This is a genomic window from Streptomyces sp. NPDC101132, from assembly GCF_044759225.1.
Taxonomy (GTDB): Bacteria; Actinomycetota; Actinomycetes; order Streptomycetales; family Streptomycetaceae; genus Streptomyces.
Genome location: NZ_JBIVYX010000011.1, coordinates 128,369 through 148,705 on the forward strand (window position 1 = coordinate 128,369; position 20,337 = coordinate 148,705).

Below are 20,337 nucleotides of genomic sequence, written 5' to 3' on the forward strand. Positions count from 1 at the left end.
CGTCTGGCGGGGCGGGCCGGGCCCGGCGCCGGCGGGGTGACGGGACGGGGGCGGCCGCGCCGCCGGGCCCCCCCCCCCCCCGCAGGGCCGGTCGGCACCCAGGGCCGGCCGCGCGGCGGCACCCAGGCGTGGAACCGGACGGAGCAGCATCCCCGCCTCCCGGAGCCGGGAACGACCGAAGCCCCGGTCCTGAGGACCGGGGCTTCGGTGATCACAGCGCGGAGGCGGAGGGATTTGAACCCTCGATGGGCTTTAAGACCCAAACCGCATTAGCAGTGCGGCGCCATAGACCGGACTAGGCGACGCCTCCAGCTCACCCTCGCGTACGGGGGTGCGTGCAGATGATGACACAGCTCACTGGCTGGTCACCAATCCACCCCCACGGTACAAGGCGCGGGCCGATCAGAGCAAAGCCTTAGCCGGGTGAGTGCGGACCGGGTCCGGGCGGTGCGGAGGCGCGGAAGGGCGCGCGGCGCGGCGCCGCGCAACGTCCACCGCCCCGGCTCGTTGGGCACGCGTACGACCGCCTGCCCTCCGGGAGCGTCATGCTGCGCCACCTCGCCCTCGCCGCCTTCGCGTCCGCCGTAGCCGCCGGGCCCCTGCCGCCGCTGCCGTCGCTCGGGCTGCTGGATCCGCCGCCCGACCAGCTGACCGTCGCGGTCTCCGGGAGCGGGAGCTCGCTGGACGGCACGTACACGCTGGAATGCGCCCCGCCCGGCGGCAGCCACCCCAAGGCCGCCGAGGCCTGTGCGCGGCTCGACCGGCTGTCGGACGAGAAGGACGACCCCTTCGCGCCCGTCTCGAAGCGGCAGTTCTGCACGATGGTCGACGGCGGGCCGGCCCGGGCCCGGATCACCGGCACCTGGCGGGGCAAGCGGATCGACGCCGTGTACGACCGGAAGAACGGTTGCGAGATCAATCGGTGGAAGGAATTGGAACCTGTCCTTCCGACGGCGCGCTCCTGACCAGGCACGGCGCGCGGAAGGCGGCCCGATCCGGTGAGAGCTCCCCCTCATCCGCCGCCGCCCGCCGGGCGGGTGCCCTTAGACTCCTCCCGTGACATGCCGGTAGTCAGGGAGGAACCGTCCACGTGAGCAGCAGGCCATCCCGAGGCGCTGCTCGCCTCGCAGCGATACTCGACGCACTGCCTGACGCGCTCCTGCTCGTCAACGCCAACGGCACGGTCGTCAACGCCAACTCCATCGCGCTCGAGGTCTTCGAGTCCCCCGGCACCGGTCTGGTCGGGCGCGGGCTCCTGTCGCTGCTGCCCGAGTTCGACTCCAAGCTGATCCCCGGTTCGATGCGCCGCCCCGGCGACGAGGAGCCCGGCCGCACCAAGCCGAAGCGGATGACCGCGCGGCGCACGGACGGCAGCGAGTTCCCGGTCGAGGTCACCAGCGCGGGCCTGGAGGACGGCCGGGACGCGTACGCCGACCAGCACCGCTACACCGGCGACGAACTGCTCATGCTGGTCGTACGGGACCTTTCCGGCACGGTGGACACCGAGGCGGAGCTCGCCCGTTCGCAGCGGCAGACCGAGATGATCCTGCGCGCCGCGGCCGAGGGCGTCGTCGGCACGGACACCGACGGGCGCGTCGTCCTGGCGAACCCGGCCGCCGCGCAGATCCTCGGCTACCGCGCCACCGAGCTCGGCAACCGCGAACTGCACTCCCTCGCGATCCACTCGCGCGCCGACGGCTCTCCGTTCCCGTACGAGGAATCCCCCCTCGCCGACACCCTGCGCTCCGGGCGCAAGCACCGGGTGCGCGGCCAGGTGCTGTGGAACAAGGCCGGGCAGGCCGTGCCCGTCGACCTCACCACCTCGCCCGTCCGGGACGGGGACCAGCTGGTCGGCGCGGTGATGACGTTCACCGACCGGCGCCCCTACGACGCTCTCGCCGCCCGGCACGCCCAGCTGCTGGCGGTCCTCGGCGACGCGCTGCGCGGCCCGTTGGAGGAGCTGCGCGGCGAGCTGGCCACGCTGGCGGCGGACGACGCCGGCCAGCTGTGGCCCGAGGCGAACCAGCTGCTGCACCATCTGGCCGCCGGCTACTCCCGGATGACGACCCTGGTCGACAACGTGCTGGGCTTCCAGCGGCTCGACGCGGGCACGGAGAAGCTGGCCAAGAAGAAGGTGCTGCTCGACGGGGTCGTCGCGGCAGGTGTCGAGGGTGCGGTCGAGCTGATCGGGCCGGGACGGGCCCAGTTCGCCGTGCACGCTCCGACGATCGAGGCCGAGGTCGACGCGGACCGGCTGGCGACCGCCCTCGCCCACCTGGTCGCGGACGTGGCCGGGGTCGACTCCACCGGCAAGGCCCCGGTGGCCGCCGGGGGCTACATGGACTCCACGGTGGTCGTGGCCGCCGCGCAGCGCGGCAAGGTCGTACGGATCGAGGTCCGCGGCCCCTACGCGGGCGGGAACCCGGTGCACGAGCCGATCGTGCGCGGCATCGTCGCCGCGCACGGCGGGGTGCTGCAGACCGTCGAGGTGCCGGGTGCGCCCGGCGGCGCGTACGTGCTGGAGGTCCCGCTGGGCGCCGGCGCGGGCACCGTCACGCTGCCCGAACCGGAGCCCGAGCCCGCCGCTCCCGCCGAGCCGAAGGGCAGGCGTGCGCGGCGCGGCGTCGACGCGTTCCTGGAGGACGAGCCGCCGGCTCCCGCGGAGGGCGGTGCGCTGGAGCTGCCGTCGGGCCGTCGCCGGGCGCCCGCCGCGCCGGCCGCGGCCTCCGGTCCGGCCGAGCTGGCCCAGTCGCCCGTGAACCCCGCCGGTCTCGCGACCGGCCGGCGCCGGGGCCGTGCCGGTGACGAGGCCGAGGCCGCTGCCGGGGCGGGACCGCAGCTGCCCGCGCTCCCGGCGGCCGGCGGCGACGCGGTCCCTGCCGGTGGCAGCGGGCGGCGCCGGGCGCTGGCCCTGTCCTCCGGTGAGCCGGAGGCACCGCAGGACGAACCCCGTGGCCGCCGCCGGGCCCTGGCCCCGCCGCAGCGGCCCGAGCCCGCGCAGCCGGTGGCTCCTCCCGGCGGCTTCGCGCTGCCGGGCGGGCCTTCCGCCGCCGCGCCGACGCCGGTGCCGCCGGGTGGTGCGGGTCCGGTGCCGCCTGGTGGTGTGGGTCCGGTGCCGCCGGCCGGCGTGGGTCCGGTGCCGGCGAACGGTGTGGGTCCGGTGCCGCCGGCCGGTGTCGGTCCGGTGCCGCCCGCCGGTCCCGGACAGGCCATGCGGGTGCCGCCCGGCTACAACGCGCCGGGGGCGGAAGGCGCCGTGGGGACGAACGTGCCGGGCGCGCCGGTGGATCCGGCCGGCGGTCTTCCCGTACCGCCCGGCCTCGCCGTGCCCGGTGGTCCCGCAACTCCCGCCGCGCGGAACGCGGGTGGCCCGGAGGCCGCTCCCGCGCCGCAGGCGCCCCCCGCCCCGGTGCAGCCGAGTGCTCCGGTGCCCCCGGCCGGCATTCCGGTTCCGGGCGCGTCCGGGCCCGGCGGTGCTCCGGTGCCGCCCGGTGTTCCCGTACCCCCCGGAACGCCCGTACCGCCCGGTGCCCCGGTGCCGCCCGGCGCAGGCTTCGCGCTGCCCGCCCAGCAGGCCGCCGCGCCGGCCCCGGGTACGCCCGCCACTCCCGCCGCAGACACCCCCGCGCCGGGCGTTCCGGTTCCGGTCGCCCCGGCCGACGGCACCCCCACCCCCGGCATCCCGGTGCCGACGCAGCCCACTGCCGAGGCCGTGGAGGCCGACCGGGGCGCGCCGGTCGCCGCCGGTGCCGGACAGCCCGCCGGGCGGCGGGCCCGCCGCGCCCTGGGCAGCCCGAACCCGGAGAGCCACGGCACCGCACTGGCCGAGGACGACCACACGCCCCCGCAGCCGCATCCGCTGCCCGAGGCGGGGGCCGCCCAGGCGACCGGGCGGCGCCGCGCGCTGCCCGCCACACCGGCCTGGCCGGTGCCCGCCGCGCGTAACGCGCCCGAGGACGCCGACGCCGGCGGTCCCGTACCGCTGCCCGGTGCCCGGCAGGCGCAGGACACTCCGGCCGGTCCCATCAGCGTGCGCACCCTGGGGCAGGGCGTGGCCCTGGCCCAGCCGGCCGGTGCGGACGCACCGGCCCCCGCCGGCACCCAGGACACCGGATCGGGCCGGCGCCGCCGGCTGGCCGAGCAGCCCGAGCCCGGACGCGCCTTCGCCATAGGAGCACCGGAGGCGGGCGCGGCCGAGGGCCCCGAACCGCTCGACGGGCCCGGCGGAGCCGTCGAGGTGGTCAACCGGCCCGTTCCGCAGCCCGTGGACGACGAGCTGCCCCCCGAGCCGCTGGACAACCCGCGCCGCCTCCTGGTGTGGCCGGCGCCCGACGTGCAGACCCAGCAGGCGCTCAGCGACCGGGGCTACCGGCCGGTGATCGTGCACTCCCGCGAGGAGGTGGACGCGCAGATCGCCGCGTTCCCCGCCGCGCTGTTCGTCGACCCGCTCACCGGGCCGATCACCCGCACGGCACTCCAGTCGCTGCGCCAGGCCGCGGTGGCCGCGGAGGTTCCGGTACTGGTGACGGCCGGTCTGGGTCAGGCCACCCGCGAGGCCGCGTACGGCGCGGACCCGGCCGTGCTCCTCAAGGCGCTGGCGCCGCGTGACAGCGAGCAGCACCCGTCGCGCGTGCTGCTCATCGAGGAGCACGACGAGATCGCCGGGGCCCTCGCGGCCGCGCTGGAACGGCGCGGCCTGCAGGTCGCCCGGGCCGGGGCGGACACCGACGCGGTCCAGCTGGCCACACAGCTGCGCCCGAACCTGGTGGTGATGGACCTGATGCAGGTGCGCCGCCGCCGGGCCGGGATCGTGGACTGGCTGCGGGCGAACGGGCAGTTGAACCGCACCCCGCTGGTCGTCTACACGTCGGTCGGCATCGACAAGGACGACCTGTCGGGCCTGGCCTCCGGCGAGACGGTGCTCTTCCTGGCCGAGCGGTCGACGACCGCCGAGGTGCAGGGCCGCATCGTGGACCTGCTGGCCAAGATCGGTACCAATTAGCCACCCTGCTGCCATGGCGAAGACCTTGGGCAAGACGCAGGACGGCGTACCGGGCGGAGCCCGCGGCACGGCACGGACGCGGTCGCGGGAGGAACAGCCGACGACCGTGCCCGCCGACAACGGCGAGGTGACGCTGCTGATCGCGCGGCAGGTGGAGCCGGGCTATGAGGCGGCCTTCGAGGAGTGGGCGCGCGGGATCCTGGAGACCGCGACCCACTTCGAGGGACACCTGGGGTACGGGCTGTTCCGCCCGGCGTCGGAGGGCGCGCCCTGGTTCCTCGTCCACCGCTTCGTGGACGACGCGGCGTTCGAGCGGTGGCAGGAGTCCCCCGAGCGGGCGCGCTGGTTCGCGAACTGCGAGGGCCACCACCACACCGAGATAGCCCGGCGGGAACTGACCGGCATGGAGACCTGGTTCGCGAAGCCGGGCACGACCCGGCCCGCGCCGCCCCGCTGGAAGATGGCAATCAGCTCGGGGCTGGCCATCTTCCCGATCTCGCTGGTGGGCAACGCGGTGCTCGGGCCGGTTCTGGTGGACCTGCACTTCGTGCTGCGGACGGCGGCCTTCGCCGCCGTGTTCAGCACCCTGATGACCTATGTGGCCATGCCGGCGGTGAGCAGGCTGCTGCGGGGCTGGCTCAGCCCTTCGTGACCCGGGTCCGCGGGACCGTCGGGCCGAGCCGCGTCCGTCCGCCCGTCGGTCAGCCCTCGACCAGCGTGACCTCCAGCTCGCCGTCCGCGTACTGCTTGCGGATCACCTTCTTGTCGAACTTGCCGACGCTGGTCTTCGGGACGGCCGGGACGAGGGCCCAGCGCTCGGGCAGCTGCCACTTGGCGATCGACTCGCCGAGGAAGCTGCGCAGGGAGTTGTAGTCGACGGTGGCGCCCTCCGCGAGGACGACGGTGGCCAGCGGACGCTCGCCCCACTTGTCGTCGGGGACGGCGACGACCGCCGCCTCGGCGACCTCGGGGTGGGCCATCAGCGCGTTCTCCAGCTCGACGCTGGAGATCCACTCGCCGCCGGACTTGATGACGTCCTTGGCCCGGTCGGTCAGCGTCAGGTAGCCGTCGGGGCTGATCACGCCGACGTCGCCGGTCTTGAGCCAGCCGTCGGCGCTGAACTTGTCCTCGGGCCGGTGCGGCTCGCCGGAGGCCCCGCCGTAGTAGGAGCCCGCGATCCAGGTGCCGCGGACCTCCAGCTCACCGGCCGACTCCCCGTCCCAGGGCAGGACGTCGCCGCCGGGGCCGATCAGGCGCGCCTCGACTCCGGCCGGGAAGCGGCCCTGCGTGATGCGGTACGGCCACTCCTCCTCCGCGCCGAGGCCGGCCGGGGGGTGGGCCATGGTGCCGAGCGGCGAGGTCTCCGTCATGCCCCAGGCGTGGCAGAGGCGGACGCCGAGCCGGTCGTACGCCTCCATCAGCGAGGGCGGACAGGCCGAGCCGCCGATGGTGACCTGCTTCATGCAGGAGATGTCGCGCGGGTTGGCGGCCAGTTCGGCCAGCAGCCCCTGCCAGATGGTGGGGACGGCCGCGGCGTGCGTGGGCTGCTCGGCGACGATCATGTCGGCGATCGGGCCGGGCTGGAGGAAGCGGTCGGGCATCAGCATGTTGATGCCGGTCATGAAGGTCGCGTGCGGCAGGCCCCAGGCGTTGACGTGGAACTGCGGAACGACCACCAGGGTCGTGTCCGCGTCCGTCAGGCCCATGGACTCGGCCATGTTGACCTGCATGGAGTGCAGGTAGATGGAGCGGTGGGAGTACACCACGCCCTTCGGGTCACCGGTGGTGCCGGAGGTGTAGCACATGGCCGCGGCCTGGCGCTCGTCCAGCTCGGGCCAGGCGTACGCCTCCGGGCGGCCCGCCAGCAGTTCCTCGTAGTCGTGGACCCGGACGTTCAGCCCCTCCAGGCCCGACCGGTCCCCGGGGCCGGCCACCACGACGTGCTCGATCGTGGGCAGGTGGGGGAGGAGCGGGACGAGCAGCGGCAGCAGGGTGCCGTTCGCGATGACGACCTTGTCGGCCGCGTGGTTCACGATGAAGACCAGCTGCTCCGGGGGGAGCCGCAGGTTGAGGGTGTGCAGCACCGCGCCCATCGAGGGAATGGCGAAGTAGGCCTCGACGTGCTCCGCGTTGTTCCACATCAGGGTGGCGACACGGTCGTCCTGCTGGACCCCGAGCTCGTCACGCAGGGCGTGGGCGAGCTGTCCGGCGCGGGCGCCGATCTCGGCGAAGCTGCGGCGGTGCGGCTCCGCCTCGCCTGTCCAGGTGGTGACCTGGGAGCGGCCGTGGATCGTCATCCCGTGCTTGAGGATGCGGGTCACCGTCAGCTGTACGTCCTGCATGGTGCTCAGCAAAGCGTCCTCCCGTGGGCGCTGCGCGGGCGGCAGAGTGGATGCTGCCGATTCTGCGCACGCGGCGCGCGGCCTGTCACTACCCGGGAGTACAAACGGCGGCGGGAAAGCATGTGTGGTTCCGTGCACAGATCGGGCCTGTTCAGACGGTGCACGGCGCACAGCGGAGGACGTCACGTCACGGATGTTTCACGTGAAACGTCCGTTCGACCCAGCCGAGGTGTTTCACGTGAAACACCCGCGTGGGTCAGGCGACCCCGGAACGGACGGCCCGGGACCGGCGGCTCAGCGGACCGGCGTCAGCTCCGGGTCCTCGCGGAGCTTGACCAGGGCGCGGGAGACGGCGCTCTTCACCGTGCCCACGGACACCCCGAGCAGCTCGGCGGTCTGCGCCTCGCTGAGGTCCTCGTAGTACCGCAGCACGACCATGGCGCGCTGCCGGTCGGGCAGCCTGGTGACCGCACGCCACATCGCGTCGCGCAGGGCCTGGGCCTCGGCCGGGTCGGCGGCGGGCAGCACCTCGGGCTCGGGCAGCTCGTCGCAGGCGAACTCGTCGACCTTGCGCTTGCGCCACTGCGAGGTCCGGGTGTTGACCAGGGCCCTGCGGACGTAGCCGTCGAGGGCGCGGTGGTCCTCGATGCGCTCCCAGGCCACGTAGGTCTTGGTGAGCGCGGTCTGGAGCAGGTCCTCGGCGTCGCACGGGTTGGCGGTGAGCGAGCGCGCGGTCCGCATCAGCGCCGTGCCCCGGGTTCGTACGTACGACGAGAACGACGGGTAGGAGGCGGTCGTGCAGACGGGGGTGGTCATGTCTCAACGCTAGGAGCGGGCGGGCGCGCGGGGATCGGCCCGAAGTGCCGAAGCCGTGTCCGTCTCAGGTTGTAGGGGTGGGGCTCTCCCGACCTCCTGAAGGTGGAGGAGACCGGGAGGGCCCCGGCCCCGTCAGCCGTCCGCGCCCAGGATCAGGCCCGAGGTGGGGACGCCCGTGCCCGCGGTCACCAGGGTGGTGGCGGCACCCCGGACCTGGTTCACCGAGGTGCCCCGGAGCTGCCGGACGGCCTCGGCAATGCCGTTCATGCCGTGCAGGTACGCCTCGCCGAGCTGCCCGCCGTGGGTGTTGAGGGGGAGGGCGTCCGCGGCGACGTGGTCGGCGGCCTCGCCCGGGCCGCAGAAGCCGAACGCCTCCAGCTGCATCAGCACGAACGGCGTGAAGTGGTCGTAGAGGATGCCGACGTCGATGTCGGAGGCCCGCAGCCCGCTGGTCCGCCACAGCTGGCGCGCGACCACGTCCATCTCCGGCAGGCCGGTGAGGTCGTCGCGGTAGAAGCTGGTCATGGCCTCCTGCCGGCGGCCCGCGCCCTGGGCGGCGGCGGTGATGACGGCCGGCTTCTGGCGCAGGTCCCGGGCGCGCTCGACCGAGGTGACGACCAGGGCCTGTCCGCCGTCCGTCTCCTGGCAGCAGTCCAGCAGCCGCAGCGGCTCGACGATCCAGCGCGAGGCGGCGTGGTCGGCGAGGGTGATCGGCTTCCCGTGGAAGTAGGCGGCGGGGTTGTTGGCCGCGTGCCGGCGGTCGGTGACGGCGACGTGTCCGAAGGCCTCGGGCGTCAGACCGTAGGCGTGCAGGTAGCGCTGTGCGGCCATGGCTACCCACGAGGCCGGGGTGAGCAGTCCCCAGGGCAGGGACCAGCCGAGTGCCGCGCCCTCCGCCGACGCCTCGCGCTGCTGCACGCCCGAGCCGAAGCGACGGCCCGAGCGCTCGTTGAAGGCCCGGTAGCAGACCACGACGTCGGCGACCCCGGTGGCGACGGCGAGTGCGGCCTGCTGGACGGTGGCGCAGGCCGCTCCGCCGCCGTAGTGGATGCGGGAGAAGAAGGACAGCTCCCCGATCCCGGCCGCCTGGGCGACGGTGATCTCGGGGCTGGTGTCCATCGTGAAGGTGACCATGCCGTCGACGTCGCCGGGGGTCAGGCCCGCGTCGTCCAGCGCCGCGTGCACGGCCTCGACGGCGAGCTTGAGTTCGGAGCGGCCGGAGTTCTTGGAGAACTCGGTGGCGCCGATCCCGGCGATGGCGGCGCGGCCGCCGAGGGAGTCGCGGTTGCGGACGCTCATGCCGTCACCCCGGCGGCCACCTCGGCCGTCACCCCGGCCGCCACCCCGGCCGTCACATCGGCCGTCACCTCGGCCGTCACGGTGCCGGTGACGTGGTGGCCGATGCCGTTCACGCCGACGATCCTGATCTCCACGGTGCGGTCCTGGACGGCCGTGACCGTGCCGGTGAGCGTCATCGTGTCCCCGGGGTAGTTGGGGGCACCGAGGCGGATCGCGACCCTGCGCAGCACGGCGCGGGGGCCGAGGTGGTCGGTGACGTACCGGCCGACCAGCCCGTTCGTGGTCAGGATGTTCATGAAGACGTCCGGGGAGCCCTTCTGCCGGGCGAGCTCCGCGTCGTGGTGGACGTCCTGGTAGTCGCGGGAGGCGATCGCGCCGGCCACGATCAGCGTGCGGGTGACCGGTATCTCCAGCGGTGGCAGGGTGTCGCCGACCTTCATGCCTGCTCCTTCGCGGGGGTGGGGGCGGCGAGGACCGCGCCGAGTTCGGCCAGCAGCTCGGCGCCGCAGCCCAGGTGGGCGGCCAGCTGGCGGCCCCAGAGGAAGTGCCGGTGGACCGGGTGGTCCAGGTCGGCGCCCATGCCGCCGTGCAGGTGCTGGCCCGCGTGGACCACGCGGACGCCCGCTTCCGCCGCCCACCAGGCCGCGGTCAGCGCGTGTTCCCGGGCCGGCAGCCGCTCGTCGGTGCGCCAGCCGGCCTCGTACGCCGTGACCCGGATGGCCTCGGTGTCCATGTGGGCGTCGGCGGCGCGCAGCATGACGCCCTGGTTGGTGGAGAGCGGGCGGCCGAACTGCTCCCGGGTGGAGGTGTACGCGACGGCCCGGGCCAGGGAGCCGGCGCAGACGCCCGCCTGGAGGCCGGCGAAGGCGGTGCGGGCGGTCGCGAGCACCTCGTCGTACGCGCCCGGGGCGCCGAAGGGCTCCGCCTCGGTGCCGTCCAGGGTGAGCCGTCCGGCGGCCCAGGGGGCGGTCGTCTCCACCGGCTCGGTCCGCGCGTCGGCGGTCCGTACCAGCCACAGCGCCCGGTCGGCGTCCGGCACCAGCACGTGCGTGGCGTCGCGCAGCCAGGGCACGGCCGGGACGGTGCCGGTGAGCCGGCCGCCGGCGGCGCGGACCGTACCGCGCCCGGGGAAGGCGCCGGTGGCCACGGCCGTGCCGTCGCCGAGGGCGGGCAGCAGCTCGGCGCGCTGCGCCGCGCTGCCGTGGCGGGCGAGGGCGAGGACGCCGTAGACGGCGGTGGCGGCGAGGGGCACCTGCGCGGTGGTGCGGCCCTGCTCCTCCAGCAGGAGGACCAGGCCGAGCAGGCCGATCTCCTCGACGGCCGCGACGAGCCCGGAGGTGCAGAGGGCCTTCCAGAGTTCCGCGTCGGTGGCGGTGCCGGCGGCACCCAGGCGCTCGTGGGTGGAGAGGTCGCCGAAGATCTGCGCGGCGAGTTCCGCGGCGGCGCGCTGCTCCTCGGTCGGCGTGAAGTCCATCAGCCTTCGCTCCCTCGGAAGACGGGCAGTTCGAGGTCGTCGTCCACCCGCAGGAACTCCAGCCGGACGGGCATGCCGATGCGGACCTTGTCGTAGGGGACGCCGGTGATGTTGCTGATCATCCGGACGCCCTCGGCGAGTTCCACCAGTCCCACCGCGTAGGGCGGGTCGAAGGCCGGGAAGGGCGGGTGGTGCATGACGACGTACGAGAAGACCGTGCCCGTGCCACCGGCCTCGACCGTGTCCCAGTCCGGGGAGCCACAGGCGTTGCACCCGGGCAGCCAGGGGAAGCGGAGGGCGCCGCAGCCGGTGCAGCGCTGGATGAGCAGCCGGTGCTCCCGGACCCCGTCCCAGAAGCCCTGGTTGTCGCGGTTGACGACGGGGCGGGGGCGGCGGGGCGGGGCGGCGTCCTTCGGGGCGGGGCGGGTGGTCTCGGTGGCGCGGGCGGTCTCGGTGGCCGGGACGCCCTCGGTGGCCCGGGCCGGCCGGTCCTCCCGGCGCGCGGGGGCGTACTTGAGGATGCGGAAGCGGTGGGTGCCGGCCGGTTCGCCCCCGGCGCGCACGTCCATGCGGGTGGTCACGAAGTGGCCGCTGCCCAGCTTGGTCGTCTTGAGCGGGGACACGGACTCGATCACCGCGTGGAAGGTGATCTCGTCGCCGGGCCGCAGCGGGCGCAGGTACTCCTGCTCGCAGTCGGTGGCGACGACCGACGTGTAGCCGGCGGCGTCCAGCAGCGCGAACAGCTCGTCGTAGGCGGAGGACCGGTCCGTGTGGCCGGACAGCCCGCCCATCGTCCAGGCCTGGAGCATGGTGGGCGGCGCGATGGCGTCGTCCCCGGTGTACGCGGGGTTGAGGTCGCCCATCGCCTCGCACCAGTGGCGGATCATGGCCAGGTTGACGAGGTCCTTGCCCCGGCCCGATTCCGCCGCGGGCCTGCCCTCGAACTCCTTGAGGAGGTCGTGGAGGCCGTCCGCCCCCTCCTGCGTGCGCACCGCGCGCTCCCCGCCGCTCACCGCTTCCTCCCCTTCATGCCGAGGCGCATCATGGCGACGATCTCGCGCTGGACCTCGCTCACCCCGCCGCCGAAGGTGTTGATCTGCGCGGCGCGGTTCATGCGCTCCAGCTCGCCGTCGGTCGTCGCCCCGGGCGACCCGGCCCGGATGAGGCCGGCCTCGCCGGTGATCTCCTGGCAGATCCGGTAGACCTCGACGGTGGATTCGGTGCCGAGGAACTTCACCCCGCTCGCGTCCCCCGGCGCGAGGGTCCCCGCGCCCACGTCCTGGACGAGGCGCCAGTTGAGCAGCCGTACGGCGGCGAGCCGGGCGTGCGCCTCGGCCAGCCGGAACCGCACCCAGGGCCGGTCGGCCGGCCGCTCGCCGGTGACCGGGTCGGCGGTGCGCGCGTGGGCGAGCGCGGCCTCGTAGAACTCCTCGGACTGCATCCCGATGGCGGCCAGCGCGACGCGCTCGTGGTTGAGCTGGTTGGTGATCAGGCCCCAGCCCTGGTTCTCGGCGCCCACGAGGTTGGTGGCGGGGACGCGGATCCCGTCGTAGTACGTGGCGGTGGTGGTCAGGCCGCCGACGGTCTCGATCGGGGTCCAGGAGAAGCCGGGGTCCTCGGTGGGGACGAGGATGATCGATATGCCCTTGTGCTTGGGCGCGTCCGGGTCGGTGCGGCAGGCGAGCCAGATCCAGTCCGCGTTCTGGGCGTTGGAGGTGAAGATCTTCTGGCCGTCGACCAGCCAGTCGTCGCCCTCGCGGACGGCCCTGGTGCGCAGCGAGGCGAGGTCGGTGCCGGCCTCGGGCTCGCTGTAGCCGATGGCGAAGACGATCTCGCCGCTGAGGATCCGGGGGAGGAAGTAGGCCTTCTGCTCGTCGGTGCCGTACTTCATCAGGGTCGGGCCGACGGTGTTGAGCGTGACCATCGAGACGGGCGCGCCCGCGCGGTACGCCTCGTCGAAGAAGACGAACTGCTCGTCGGGGCCGCGGCCCTGGCCGCCGTACTCCACGGGCCAGCCGAGGCCGAGCAGCCCGTCCGCGCCGATCCGGCGCAGGAGCGCGCGCTGGCGCTCGGGGTCGTCGGCCGGAGGGGGGCCGTCCGGCATCAGCCCACGGAAGTAGGAGCGCAGTTCCGCGCGCAGGGACAGCTGTTGTTCGGTCGGGGCGAGGTGCACGGCGGGCGGCCTCCCGGACGTACGGGTGTGGGTTTCTGACTCTCCGTCAGATCCCGTACGACTGTCAAGGAGTCTCCCGGCCGGCAGCCCCGGGTGCGTGGAAGCGGCCGCGCGGAAGGGGTGCGCGCAAGCGGTACGCGGAAGGGCTGCGCGGAAACGCCCGCGGGACCGGACCCCAGCCAGTCCGGTCCCGCAGGCGCTCAGGGCTGGGACAGGGCTACCACCAGGGGTGGAAGTTCACCGCCACGTTGGAGTTGTTCTGGTGGATCGCGGTGAACGCGGAGCCGTTCACCTGAGCCGTGTTGTTCTGGTTGGAGGCACCGGAGCCGGTCGCGACCTGCTGCGAGGTGGACGAGTTGCCGTTGTTGTCGCCACCCACGCCACTGCCGAAGATGCCCGCGACGCTCGCGTTCGATCCGTTGTCCGCGTACGAGCCGACGCCGATGTCGGCCTGCGCGACGCCGGTGAAGAGAGCGGCGGCGAGCGGCAGCGAGGCTACGGCGGCGATGACGCGGGCGGTACGGATGCTTGCCATGTTCTTGATCCTCCAGGGAGCGTAAGTACGGTGTTTCACAAGGCAGTTGGCCGACCACCTTGTCGTCTTTCCGTGCTGACGACGTCGCGAGACCAGAGTTGCCCACCGAATCCCCGGCGAACCACCCCGTTGTCCCCGATTCCCTCTCAAGCATGAGCAACATCGGATAAACCCCGGTCACGCCCCCAAACCGGCACTTCCTGGGCTTCCGAGAGCTCGAAACCCTTGCGCGGCAAGAGGTGAAGCGTTCCGTCGGCATCCTGTTGCCAGGGCCTCGGCGCTCGTCCCGGCATGGCTCCGGTCGACCGCCTCCGGACCGCGTCCCGTAAGGGATGCGCCCCCTGTGCGCCCCGGCGCACCGCTAGGCGGTCAGTTCGTACCGCTCGGCGTCGGACGACACACCCGAGCTGCTGCGGCGTACCGCGGGGGAGGCGCCGTGGGCCTCGGCGCGGATCCGCTGCTTGATGGTGGGCGGCAGCGCGGTCCGGCCGGCGCGGGAGCGGCGGGAGCGCCGGGAGGACGGGATCCGTACGGAGGGGACCGCGGCGGCGGTGCGGGCCACGGGGGCCGGGGCGACGGCGACCGCCCCGGCGCCGCGCGACCGTCCACGGAAGAGACCGAGGAGAACGGCGGCGACGGCGGCGAAGAAGGCGGTCCAGAACGAGGTGGCACGGCTGCTGGTCATGACTGCTCCTCGGGTCCCAAATTCCGACGGGCGGATCTGCATACATTCGTCATGATGTGCCCGCAACCCGCAGCCGTCGGCGCCCCACCCCGATCTTCCGACAAACACCACCCGCCTGGCCCCACCCGTCCCGCCGGCGCCTGCCCGTGGTCCGCGCCCGGGGGGGCCGGGCGCCGGCTGCGCAGGCGGAATCGGGGCGTTGCGGCGACCATCGAATGGAGTCGGTGGCGTCAGAGCGGGCAGCAGGGTCCGCGGGCGGGCGGATGTCGTATGTGCCTGAAGAACTCGAAGGCGGACGGGGCCCCCGGCAGCGGGCGGGGCGTCCGATGAGCGCGGGCCGGGGCGGAGGGCCCGCGGGCGGAGGCACCGCGGGCGGAGGCACCGCGGGCGGCGCCGCGGCGACGGCCGGAGGGGTGCTGGCGGCGACCTGCGTGTCCGCCTTCGTCGTGAACGCGAACACCTCCGCGGTGAGCATCCTCCTGCCCGCCATCAGCGAGGACACCGGCGCCTCCCTGGCCACCCTCCAGTGGGCGGTGACGGGGTACTCGCTGGTCGGCGCGGCCGTGATCGTCACCTCGGGCGCGCTGGGCGACATCTTCGGCCGCCGCCGGATCTTCGTCGGCGGTCTGCTGCTGTTCGTGGTCTCGTGCGTGCTGATCGCACTGGGCGACGGCGCCGGGGCGGTGATCGGCGGCCGCGCGGTCCAGGGCGCGGCCGGCTCGACGATCCTGGCCTGCGGCCTCAGCCTGCTGTCGGCGAACGCCTCGGGCGAGGCGCAGATGCGTTCGGTGTCGCTCTGGGGCGCCGCCTCGGCCGCCGGCGCCGCCGCGGGGCCACTGCTCGGCGGTGTGCTCGTCGACGTCACGGGCTGGCAGGGCCTGTTCTGGATCGACGCGGCGATCGCGGCCGCCTGCGTGCCGCTGACCCTGCGCACCGTGCCGGAGTCCCGCGACCCTTCACGTCCGCGCTCCGTCGACCTGGCGGGAACGGCACTGGTCGCCGCCGTCCTCGTACCGTTCGTCTTCGCGGTGACCGAGGGCGCGGACTGGGGCTGGCTCAGCCTCCCGACCCTGGTCTGCTTCGCGGTCTCGGCCGTGGCGGTCGTCGGCTTCGTACTGGTGGAGCAGCGCGTACGCACCCCCCTGATCGACCTGGCGCTGCTGCGCAACAAGTTCCTGGTCGGTTCGAGCGTCGCCATCCTGGTCGTCGCCGGGTGCATCAACGCCGTCATGTACGTGTGCAGCCTCTACTTCCAGAACCCCGACGGCCTGGGCATGTCACCCCTGGAGGCGGGCGTCGCGACGCTGCCCGCCGCGGCCGGCATCGTGGTGACCGCTCCGCTGATCACGCGGTTCGTCGACCGGCTGGGCGCCCGCAGGGTGATCGCGGGCGGGTTCGGGATCGCCACCGTGGCGCTCGCGGTGTTCGCCTTCGTGGACGCGTCCTGGGAGTACGCCACGTTCGTCGTGCCCCTGGTCGTGCTCGCCGTCGGCCTGGGTCTGGCCAACGGCCCCGCGTCGTCCGTCGCCACCGCCTGCGTCACGGACGACCAGGTCGGCGCCGCCTCCGGCATCTCCAACATGGGCCGCTACGTCGGCTCGGCCGTCCTCACCGCCGTCACCGCGGCACTCTTCAGCTCGGTCTACGCGCACCAGTACGCGAGCGGCACGGCCGTGGCGGACGCCCTTGCGGCCGGGTTCTCCCGCGCCGCCATCGGCCTCGCCCTGTTCTGCGCGTTCGGCGTCGCCCTGGCCCTCCTGGTCGGCCGCATCCGGCCCACGGGCCCGACCACACCGGCCCACTACGCGGCAGCGGCGGCAGCCACGTCCCACACCATCCCCACCGGCCCGCCGAACCGCCCCACCACCACCCCACCACCCTGACCAAAGAAGGGGCGCCCCTCACGGAGGAGCACCCCTTCGAAACCGGCACGAGCGCCGGCGTACTGCGGTGGGTGTGGGATTTGAACCCACGGTGGCTTGCGCCACGACGGTTTTCAAGACCGTTCCCTTAGGCCGCTCGGGCAACCCACCCGTGCGCCGCCGGTGGGGCGGAGCGGGCTACAGCCTAACGGGTCCGGGGAGGGTCTTGGGGGCTCAGGAGGTCTGGGCCGTGTTGTAGATCGCCTGCGCCTCGGCGCCGAAGTACGGGCCGAACATGCGGTTCGGCAGGAAGGTGTAGCCGAAGCTGTTCACCGAGACCTGGAGGCCGGTGCCCGTCGACTCGTTGAAGTTCGAGAACCACGGGCCGCCGCTGGAGCCGCCGGTCATGTTGCAGCCCAGGCTGTGGTCCTTCGAGAGCAGGAAGTCCTTGCCGCTGTTGCCCGAGCAGTAGACCAGCTTGGACCCGTCGTACGGGGCGGCCGCCGGGAAGCCGAAGGCGTACATCGGCTTGTTGTAGCCGCCGTTGAACTGGATGCCCTGGGCCCCGACGACCGTGCTGAGCTTCTGTCCGTTCAGCGGCGCGACCACCGCCAGGCCGACGTCGTAGTTGATGTCCTCGCTGGCCACCCACTGCGGGGTCGCGAAGGTCTTCGTCGCCGACCACTGGCCGTACGGCGCGTTGCCGTTGTCGTACGCCGGCACGAAGACCCAGTTGGTGTGCCAGGCGCCCTGGTACTTCACGCAGTGCCCGGCGGTGATCACCGTGCTGCCGTTCTGGCTGGTGACCGAGTCGCCCGAGCAGGAGGCCGTACGCCCCTGGAAGGTGAAGAACACGCGGCCCGAGGTGCGTACGACCGCCCCGCCGCCCGTCCAGGCCCCGCCCGCCTGCGGGAACGCGGTCGGAGAGGCGGCGGCGGTCGCCGGGGTGGGCGCGACCGTGGTCGGTACGCCCGTGGTCTTCGGGGTCTTGAGGACCGTCCCGGGCGCGAGGGTCAGGTCCAGCGGCTGTGCGGCGCGCATCCGTTCGGCCGTCCAGAAGCCCGCGGTGTGCTGCGGGCGGAAGGACGTGGGGGCGTCGGCGGCACCTGCGGGCGCGGCCGAGACGATGCCCGCGATCAGGGCGCCGGCGGCGAGCAGGACGGATGCGGCAGTGCGATGGCGTCTCACGCATGACTCCTTCGGCCGTGCCCGGCGGCCGGAGCGGTCCGGGCAGGGTGGGGGATGAAGAGCGGTGCGGATCGGCGTGCGGTACTGCGCTCGGCAGCGTGCCACGACGACGCGTCGCTTGTCAGGTGCGCGTCGTCTCAGTCCTTGAGATCCGGCCAGGGATTGGCCGGATCCCCGTGGTCATACGGTCAGCAGGACGCCCGCGTACGAGACCCCGGCGACGACCGCCCAGGCGCTGAGCCCCAGGAGCGCCGCACGGCCACCCGTCCGCACCAGCGTCGGCAGGTGCACCGCGCTCCCCAGCCCGAACAACGCGGCGGCCAGCAGTCCCTCCTGGGCGCGGTGGGCCACGTCCAGCGCGAGCGGCGGCAGCACCCCCGTCGCCCGTACGAGCGCCGCGACCAGGAATCCCGCCACGAACAGCGGCACCGGCGCCGGACGCTTCCCCGAGGCCGTACGCACGCCCGCCCGACGGGCCCGCATCGCGAAGGCCACCGCGGCCACCAGCGGGGCGAGCAGCGCCACCCGCATCAGCTTGACCAGCACCGCCTCCCCCAGCGCCCCGGCGCCCGCGGTCTGCGCCGTGGCCACCACCTGACCGACGTCGTGCACGCCGGCCCCCACCCAGCGGCCGAAGGCCAGGTCCCCGAGCCCCAGCGGGCCCTGGAGCAGCGGCAGTACGGCGATCGCCAGGGTCCCGCACAGCGTCACCAGCGCCACGGAGGCGGCCACGTCCTCCTCGTCGCTCCCGGACACCTCGCTGACCGCACCGATGGCCGAGGCCCCGCAGATCGAGTACCCCGTCGCGATCAGCAGCGGCTGGTCCCCCCGCAGCCCGAGCCGCCGGCCCAGCCACAGGGTGCCGAAGAAGGTGGCCGCCACCACCGCGAACACCATCGCGACCGTGCCCCACCCGAGCCGCAGCACCTGGTCCAGCCCGAGCCCGAGGCCGAGCAGCACGATGCCGATGCGCATCAGCCGGCGCCCCGCCAGCGAGAGCCCGGGGCGTCCGGGGCCCCGTACGAAGCCCCGCACCCGCGGCAGGTGGGCGGCCGCGATGCCCAGCACCACCGAGGCGGTCAGCATCGGGACGGCAGGCACCAGCGCGTGCACCCCGAAGGCCAGCCCCGCGCCCAGCACCGCGGTCAACAGCCCCGGCCAGCTTCGTGTTTCACGTGAAACAACCGCAGGCATCCGTCCGGTCGCTTCGGCGCGCGGACGGTTCAGCAGCGCCATCAGTCGGCCGGAAGGGCGTAGACGCGGCGGACACTGCTGCCCAGGCGGGCTATGTCGGCGCCGTACACGTGGATGGATATCGCGGTCGAGCCGCAGGAGTTGTGCACCTTGTGGATGTCTCCGGGCGGCGCGAAGCCGCAGACCTCCCCCTGGCCGTTGACCACTTCCTCGGTCGCGACCAGCCGGGCGGCCGTGCCCGCCCCCGGCGCCAGCCGGTAGCGCCGCTCGCTCTCCTGGCCCTGGTGGACCCCCGCCACGCACCACGACACGTGGTCGTGGATCGCGGTCTCCTGGCCGGGCAGCCAGACCAGCGCCACCACGGAGAAGCTGCCGTCCGCCTCGGCGTGCACGATGTGCTGCCGGTAGCGGTCGGGGTCGCCCTCCCGCTGTTCCGCGGTGAGCAGGTCCTCCGCGCCCAGATGGGGCGCGAGCCGCTCGCCGACCAGGTACGCGGTGAGGTCGGGGGCCAGGCCGCGGTCGGCGACCGTGCGGATCTCACCGATCAGAGCGGCCATCCGCGCGGTGACGCGGGCCGCGGGCCGGTAGGCCGGGGATGCCGTGGTGATGGTCATGAGGGCAGCGTCCTGCTGCCCTTCCATCACGTCCAACACCAGTTCTGACCTGAAATCCCAAGCCGTGCTTATGGATCCGGCGCCGCCGGAGTCAGCAGCCGACCCGGTTCGCCGACAACCGGCGCAGCTCCTCCAGGACCACCGAGGTCGCGGGGACCTTCAGGTGGTCGGCGTGGACGTACGCGGAGATGTGCCGGCGCGCGGCGGGCTGGAGCACGCGCCCGCAGACCCTGCTCAGCGAGAGCGAGGGCAGCACCAGGGCGGGGGTCATCGCCACGCCCAGCCCCTGGGCGACCAGGCTCTGCACCACCAGGTTGTCGTCCGTCGCGAACACGATGTCGGGGACGAACCCCAGCTCGGCGCACTCGTGCAGCAGGTTCGCGCGGCAGCGGGGACAGCCCGCTATCCACTTCTCCTCGGCGAGGTCCGCGAGGTGTACGGCCCTGCGCCGGGCCAGCCGGTGCCCGTGCGGCAGCAGCACGGTCAGCTGGTCCTCCAGCAGCCGGACCTCGGTGACCTCGTCCGGCACCTCCTCGTGCAGCCCGGGGTAGGTGAAGGCGAGGGTGATGTCGCACTCGCCCCGCTGGAGCCGGTGCAGGGACTCGGGCGGCTCGCCCTCCAGCAGCTCGACCGTGATGCCGGGGTGGTCCTTGGCCAGCCGGCTCAGGGCCTCGGGCACCAGGGTGGCGTTGGCGCTGGGGAAGCCGCACAGGCGCACGCGGCCGGTGCGCAGTCGTGCGTACGCCTTCATCTGCTGCTGGGCGGCGGAGAGGCTGCCGAGGATGGTCTCCGCGTGCCGGGCCAGGGACTGTCCGGCGTCGGTGAGCTGCATCCGCCGGCCGACCCTGGTGAACAGCGGGGTGCCGACGGCGCGTTCGAGGGCCTTCATCTGCTGGGTGACCGCGGGCTGGGTGTAGCCCAGCGCACGGGCGGCCGCCGAGTAGGAGCCGGCCGTCACGACCTCGTGGAATGTCCGGATGTGCCGCGAATCGAACACGCCCGAAGCATAAGCGGACGTTGGGAGGGGCCGGGGGGGGGGGGGCGCCCCCCCCCCCCCCCCCCCACCGCCCCCCCCCCCCCCGGGGGCCGGGGGCCGTCCGCGCTGAGGCCCCCCGCCGGCCCCCCGCCCCCCTCCGCCCGGGCACGGCCGCGC

17 protein-coding genes and 2 tRNA genes are annotated in these 20,337 nt (G+C 74.0%); 4 read left to right on the plus strand and 15 right to left on the minus strand.

Annotated elements, in window-relative coordinates; translation table 11 throughout:
• Positions 1-219 precede the first annotated feature (219 nt).
• Positions 220-310 (minus strand) — tRNA-Ser (locus ACIQUR_RS25070).
• Positions 311-545: 235 nt separating this feature from the next.
• Here ACIQUR_RS25070 and ACIQUR_RS25075 point away from each other — a divergent pair.
• The 3 genes from ACIQUR_RS25075 (at position 546) to ACIQUR_RS25085 (ending at position 5,654) form a co-directional block, all read left to right on the plus strand.
• Entirely contained in the window at positions 546-965 is a 420-nt protein-coding gene (locus tag ACIQUR_RS25075; RefSeq protein ID WP_403668232.1) for an SSI family serine proteinase inhibitor, read from the plus strand.
• A 125-nt stretch (positions 966-1,090) separates the two neighbouring features.
• On the plus strand, positions 1,091-5,002 hold the full coding sequence (locus tag ACIQUR_RS25080; RefSeq protein WP_403668235.1) for a PAS domain-containing protein: 3,912 nt from the start codon (positions 1,091-1,093) through the stop codon (positions 5,000-5,002).
• A 13-nt stretch (positions 5,003-5,015) separates the two neighbouring features.
• Positions 5,016-5,654 carry an antibiotic biosynthesis monooxygenase gene (locus ACIQUR_RS25085; protein WP_403668238.1) on the plus strand — a complete coding sequence of 213 codons (639 nt, stop codon included), beginning with the start codon at positions 5,016-5,018 and terminating at the stop codon, positions 5,652-5,654.
• A gap of 49 nt (positions 5,655-5,703) precedes the next feature.
• Here the strand turns inward: ACIQUR_RS25085 and ACIQUR_RS25090 are convergent, their stop codons facing one another.
• From ACIQUR_RS25090 to ACIQUR_RS25130, 9 genes are all read right to left on the minus strand, one after another.
• On the minus strand, positions 5,704-7,356 hold the full coding sequence (locus tag ACIQUR_RS25090) for a long-chain fatty acid--CoA ligase (RefSeq protein WP_403668241.1): 1,653 nt from the start codon (positions 7,354-7,356) through the stop codon (positions 5,704-5,706).
• A 282-nt stretch (positions 7,357-7,638) separates the two neighbouring features.
• Positions 7,639-8,160, minus strand: coding sequence for a SigE family RNA polymerase sigma factor (locus ACIQUR_RS25095; RefSeq protein ID WP_403668244.1), 522 nt, complete (start codon positions 8,158-8,160; stop codon positions 7,639-7,641).
• A gap of 132 nt (positions 8,161-8,292) precedes the next feature.
• A complete protein-coding gene (locus tag ACIQUR_RS25100) occupies positions 8,293-9,459 on the minus strand; it encodes a lipid-transfer protein (protein WP_403668247.1) in 1,167 nt (388 codons plus the stop codon).
• Complete coding sequence (locus tag ACIQUR_RS25105) at positions 9,456-9,899, minus strand: MaoC family dehydratase (protein ID WP_403668250.1); 444 nt, start codon at positions 9,897-9,899, stop codon at positions 9,456-9,458. The genes ACIQUR_RS25100 and ACIQUR_RS25105 overlap by 4 nt, the downstream gene beginning before the upstream one ends.
• Positions 9,896-10,933 carry an acyl-CoA dehydrogenase family protein gene (locus ACIQUR_RS25110; RefSeq protein WP_403668254.1) on the minus strand — a complete coding sequence of 346 codons (1,038 nt, stop codon included), beginning with the start codon at positions 10,931-10,933 and terminating at the stop codon, positions 9,896-9,898. Before ACIQUR_RS25110 ends, ACIQUR_RS25105 begins: the two co-directional genes overlap by 4 nt.
• On the minus strand, positions 10,933-11,925 hold the full coding sequence (locus tag ACIQUR_RS25115; RefSeq protein WP_403668257.1) for a bifunctional MaoC family dehydratase N-terminal/OB-fold nucleic acid binding domain-containing protein: 993 nt from the start codon (positions 11,923-11,925) through the stop codon (positions 10,933-10,935). The genes ACIQUR_RS25110 and ACIQUR_RS25115 overlap by 1 nt, the downstream gene beginning before the upstream one ends.
• 17 nt (positions 11,926-11,942) lie before the next feature.
• Positions 11,943-13,106, minus strand: a complete 1,164-nt coding sequence (locus tag ACIQUR_RS25120) for an acyl-CoA dehydrogenase family protein (RefSeq protein ID WP_403668260.1) — start codon at positions 13,104-13,106, stop codon at positions 11,943-11,945.
• A gap of 217 nt (positions 13,107-13,323) precedes the next feature.
• Complete coding sequence (locus ACIQUR_RS25125; RefSeq protein ID WP_403668263.1) at positions 13,324-13,641, minus strand: hypothetical protein; 318 nt, start codon at positions 13,639-13,641, stop codon at positions 13,324-13,326.
• Between the two features lie 361 nt (positions 13,642-14,002).
• Positions 14,003-14,326 carry a DUF6344 domain-containing protein gene (locus ACIQUR_RS25130; protein ID WP_403668266.1) on the minus strand — a complete coding sequence of 108 codons (324 nt, stop codon included), beginning with the start codon at positions 14,324-14,326 and terminating at the stop codon, positions 14,003-14,005.
• A 326-nt stretch (positions 14,327-14,652) separates the two neighbouring features.
• Between ACIQUR_RS25130 and ACIQUR_RS25135 the strand changes: the two genes are divergently transcribed.
• Positions 14,653-16,209 (plus strand): MFS transporter, encoded by a 1,557-nt coding sequence (locus tag ACIQUR_RS25135; protein WP_403668268.1) that lies wholly within the window; start codon positions 14,653-14,655, stop codon positions 16,207-16,209.
• A 65-nt stretch (positions 16,210-16,274) separates the two neighbouring features.
• Here the strand turns inward: ACIQUR_RS25135 and ACIQUR_RS25140 are convergent.
• The 5 genes from ACIQUR_RS25140 to ACIQUR_RS25160 all read right to left on the minus strand — a co-directional run bounded on the left by ACIQUR_RS25140 (position 16,275) and on the right by ACIQUR_RS25160 (position 20,181).
• Positions 16,275-16,359: transfer RNA gene (locus ACIQUR_RS25140), tRNA-Ser, on the minus strand.
• Between the two features lie 63 nt (positions 16,360-16,422).
• Entirely contained in the window at positions 16,423-17,376 is a 954-nt protein-coding gene (locus tag ACIQUR_RS25145) for a trypsin-like serine peptidase (RefSeq protein WP_403668270.1), read from the minus strand.
• Positions 17,377-17,556: 180 nt separating this feature from the next.
• A complete protein-coding gene (locus ACIQUR_RS25150) occupies positions 17,557-18,612 on the minus strand; it encodes a YeiH family protein (protein WP_403668273.1) in 1,056 nt (351 codons plus the stop codon).
• Positions 18,612-19,184, minus strand: coding sequence for a cysteine dioxygenase (locus ACIQUR_RS25155; protein WP_403668276.1), 573 nt, complete (start codon positions 19,182-19,184; stop codon positions 18,612-18,614). Before ACIQUR_RS25155 ends, ACIQUR_RS25150 begins: the two co-directional genes overlap by 1 nt.
• Before the next feature lie 91 nt (positions 19,185-19,275).
• Entirely contained in the window at positions 19,276-20,181 is a 906-nt protein-coding gene (locus ACIQUR_RS25160; RefSeq protein ID WP_403668279.1) for a LysR substrate-binding domain-containing protein, read from the minus strand.
• Positions 20,182-20,337 lie beyond the last annotated feature (156 nt).

Bases quoted from the DNA above. Each gene is read 5' to 3' on its own strand.
- ACIQUR_RS25075 (WP_403668232.1), top strand. From the start codon at position 546: ATGCTGCGCCACCTCGCCCTCGCCGCCTTCGCGTCCGCCGTAGCCGCC.
- ACIQUR_RS25085 (WP_403668238.1), top strand. From the start codon at position 5,016: ATGGCGAAGACCTTGGGCAAGACGCAGGACGGCGTACCGGGCGGAGCC.
- ACIQUR_RS25095 (WP_403668244.1), bottom strand. From the start codon at position 8,160: ATGACCACCCCCGTCTGCACGACCGCCTCCTACCCGTCGTTCTCGTCG.
- ACIQUR_RS25100 (WP_403668247.1), bottom strand. From the start codon at position 9,459: ATGAGCGTCCGCAACCGCGACTCCCTCGGCGGCCGCGCCGCCATCGCC.
- ACIQUR_RS25105 (WP_403668250.1), bottom strand. From the start codon at position 9,899: ATGAAGGTCGGCGACACCCTGCCACCGCTGGAGATACCGGTCACCCGC.
- ACIQUR_RS25110 (WP_403668254.1), bottom strand. From the start codon at position 10,933: ATGGACTTCACGCCGACCGAGGAGCAGCGCGCCGCCGCGGAACTCGCC.
- ACIQUR_RS25125 (WP_403668263.1), bottom strand. From the start codon at position 13,641: ATGGCAAGCATCCGTACCGCCCGCGTCATCGCCGCCGTAGCCTCGCTG.
- ACIQUR_RS25130 (WP_403668266.1), bottom strand. From the start codon at position 14,326: ATGACCAGCAGCCGTGCCACCTCGTTCTGGACCGCCTTCTTCGCCGCC.
- ACIQUR_RS25135 (WP_403668268.1), top strand. From the start codon at position 14,653: ATGAGCGCGGGCCGGGGCGGAGGGCCCGCGGGCGGAGGCACCGCGGGC.
- ACIQUR_RS25150 (WP_403668273.1), bottom strand. From the start codon at position 18,612: ATGGCGCTGCTGAACCGTCCGCGCGCCGAAGCGACCGGACGGATGCCT.
- ACIQUR_RS25155 (WP_403668276.1), bottom strand. From the start codon at position 19,184: ATGACCATCACCACGGCATCCCCGGCCTACCGGCCCGCGGCCCGCGTC.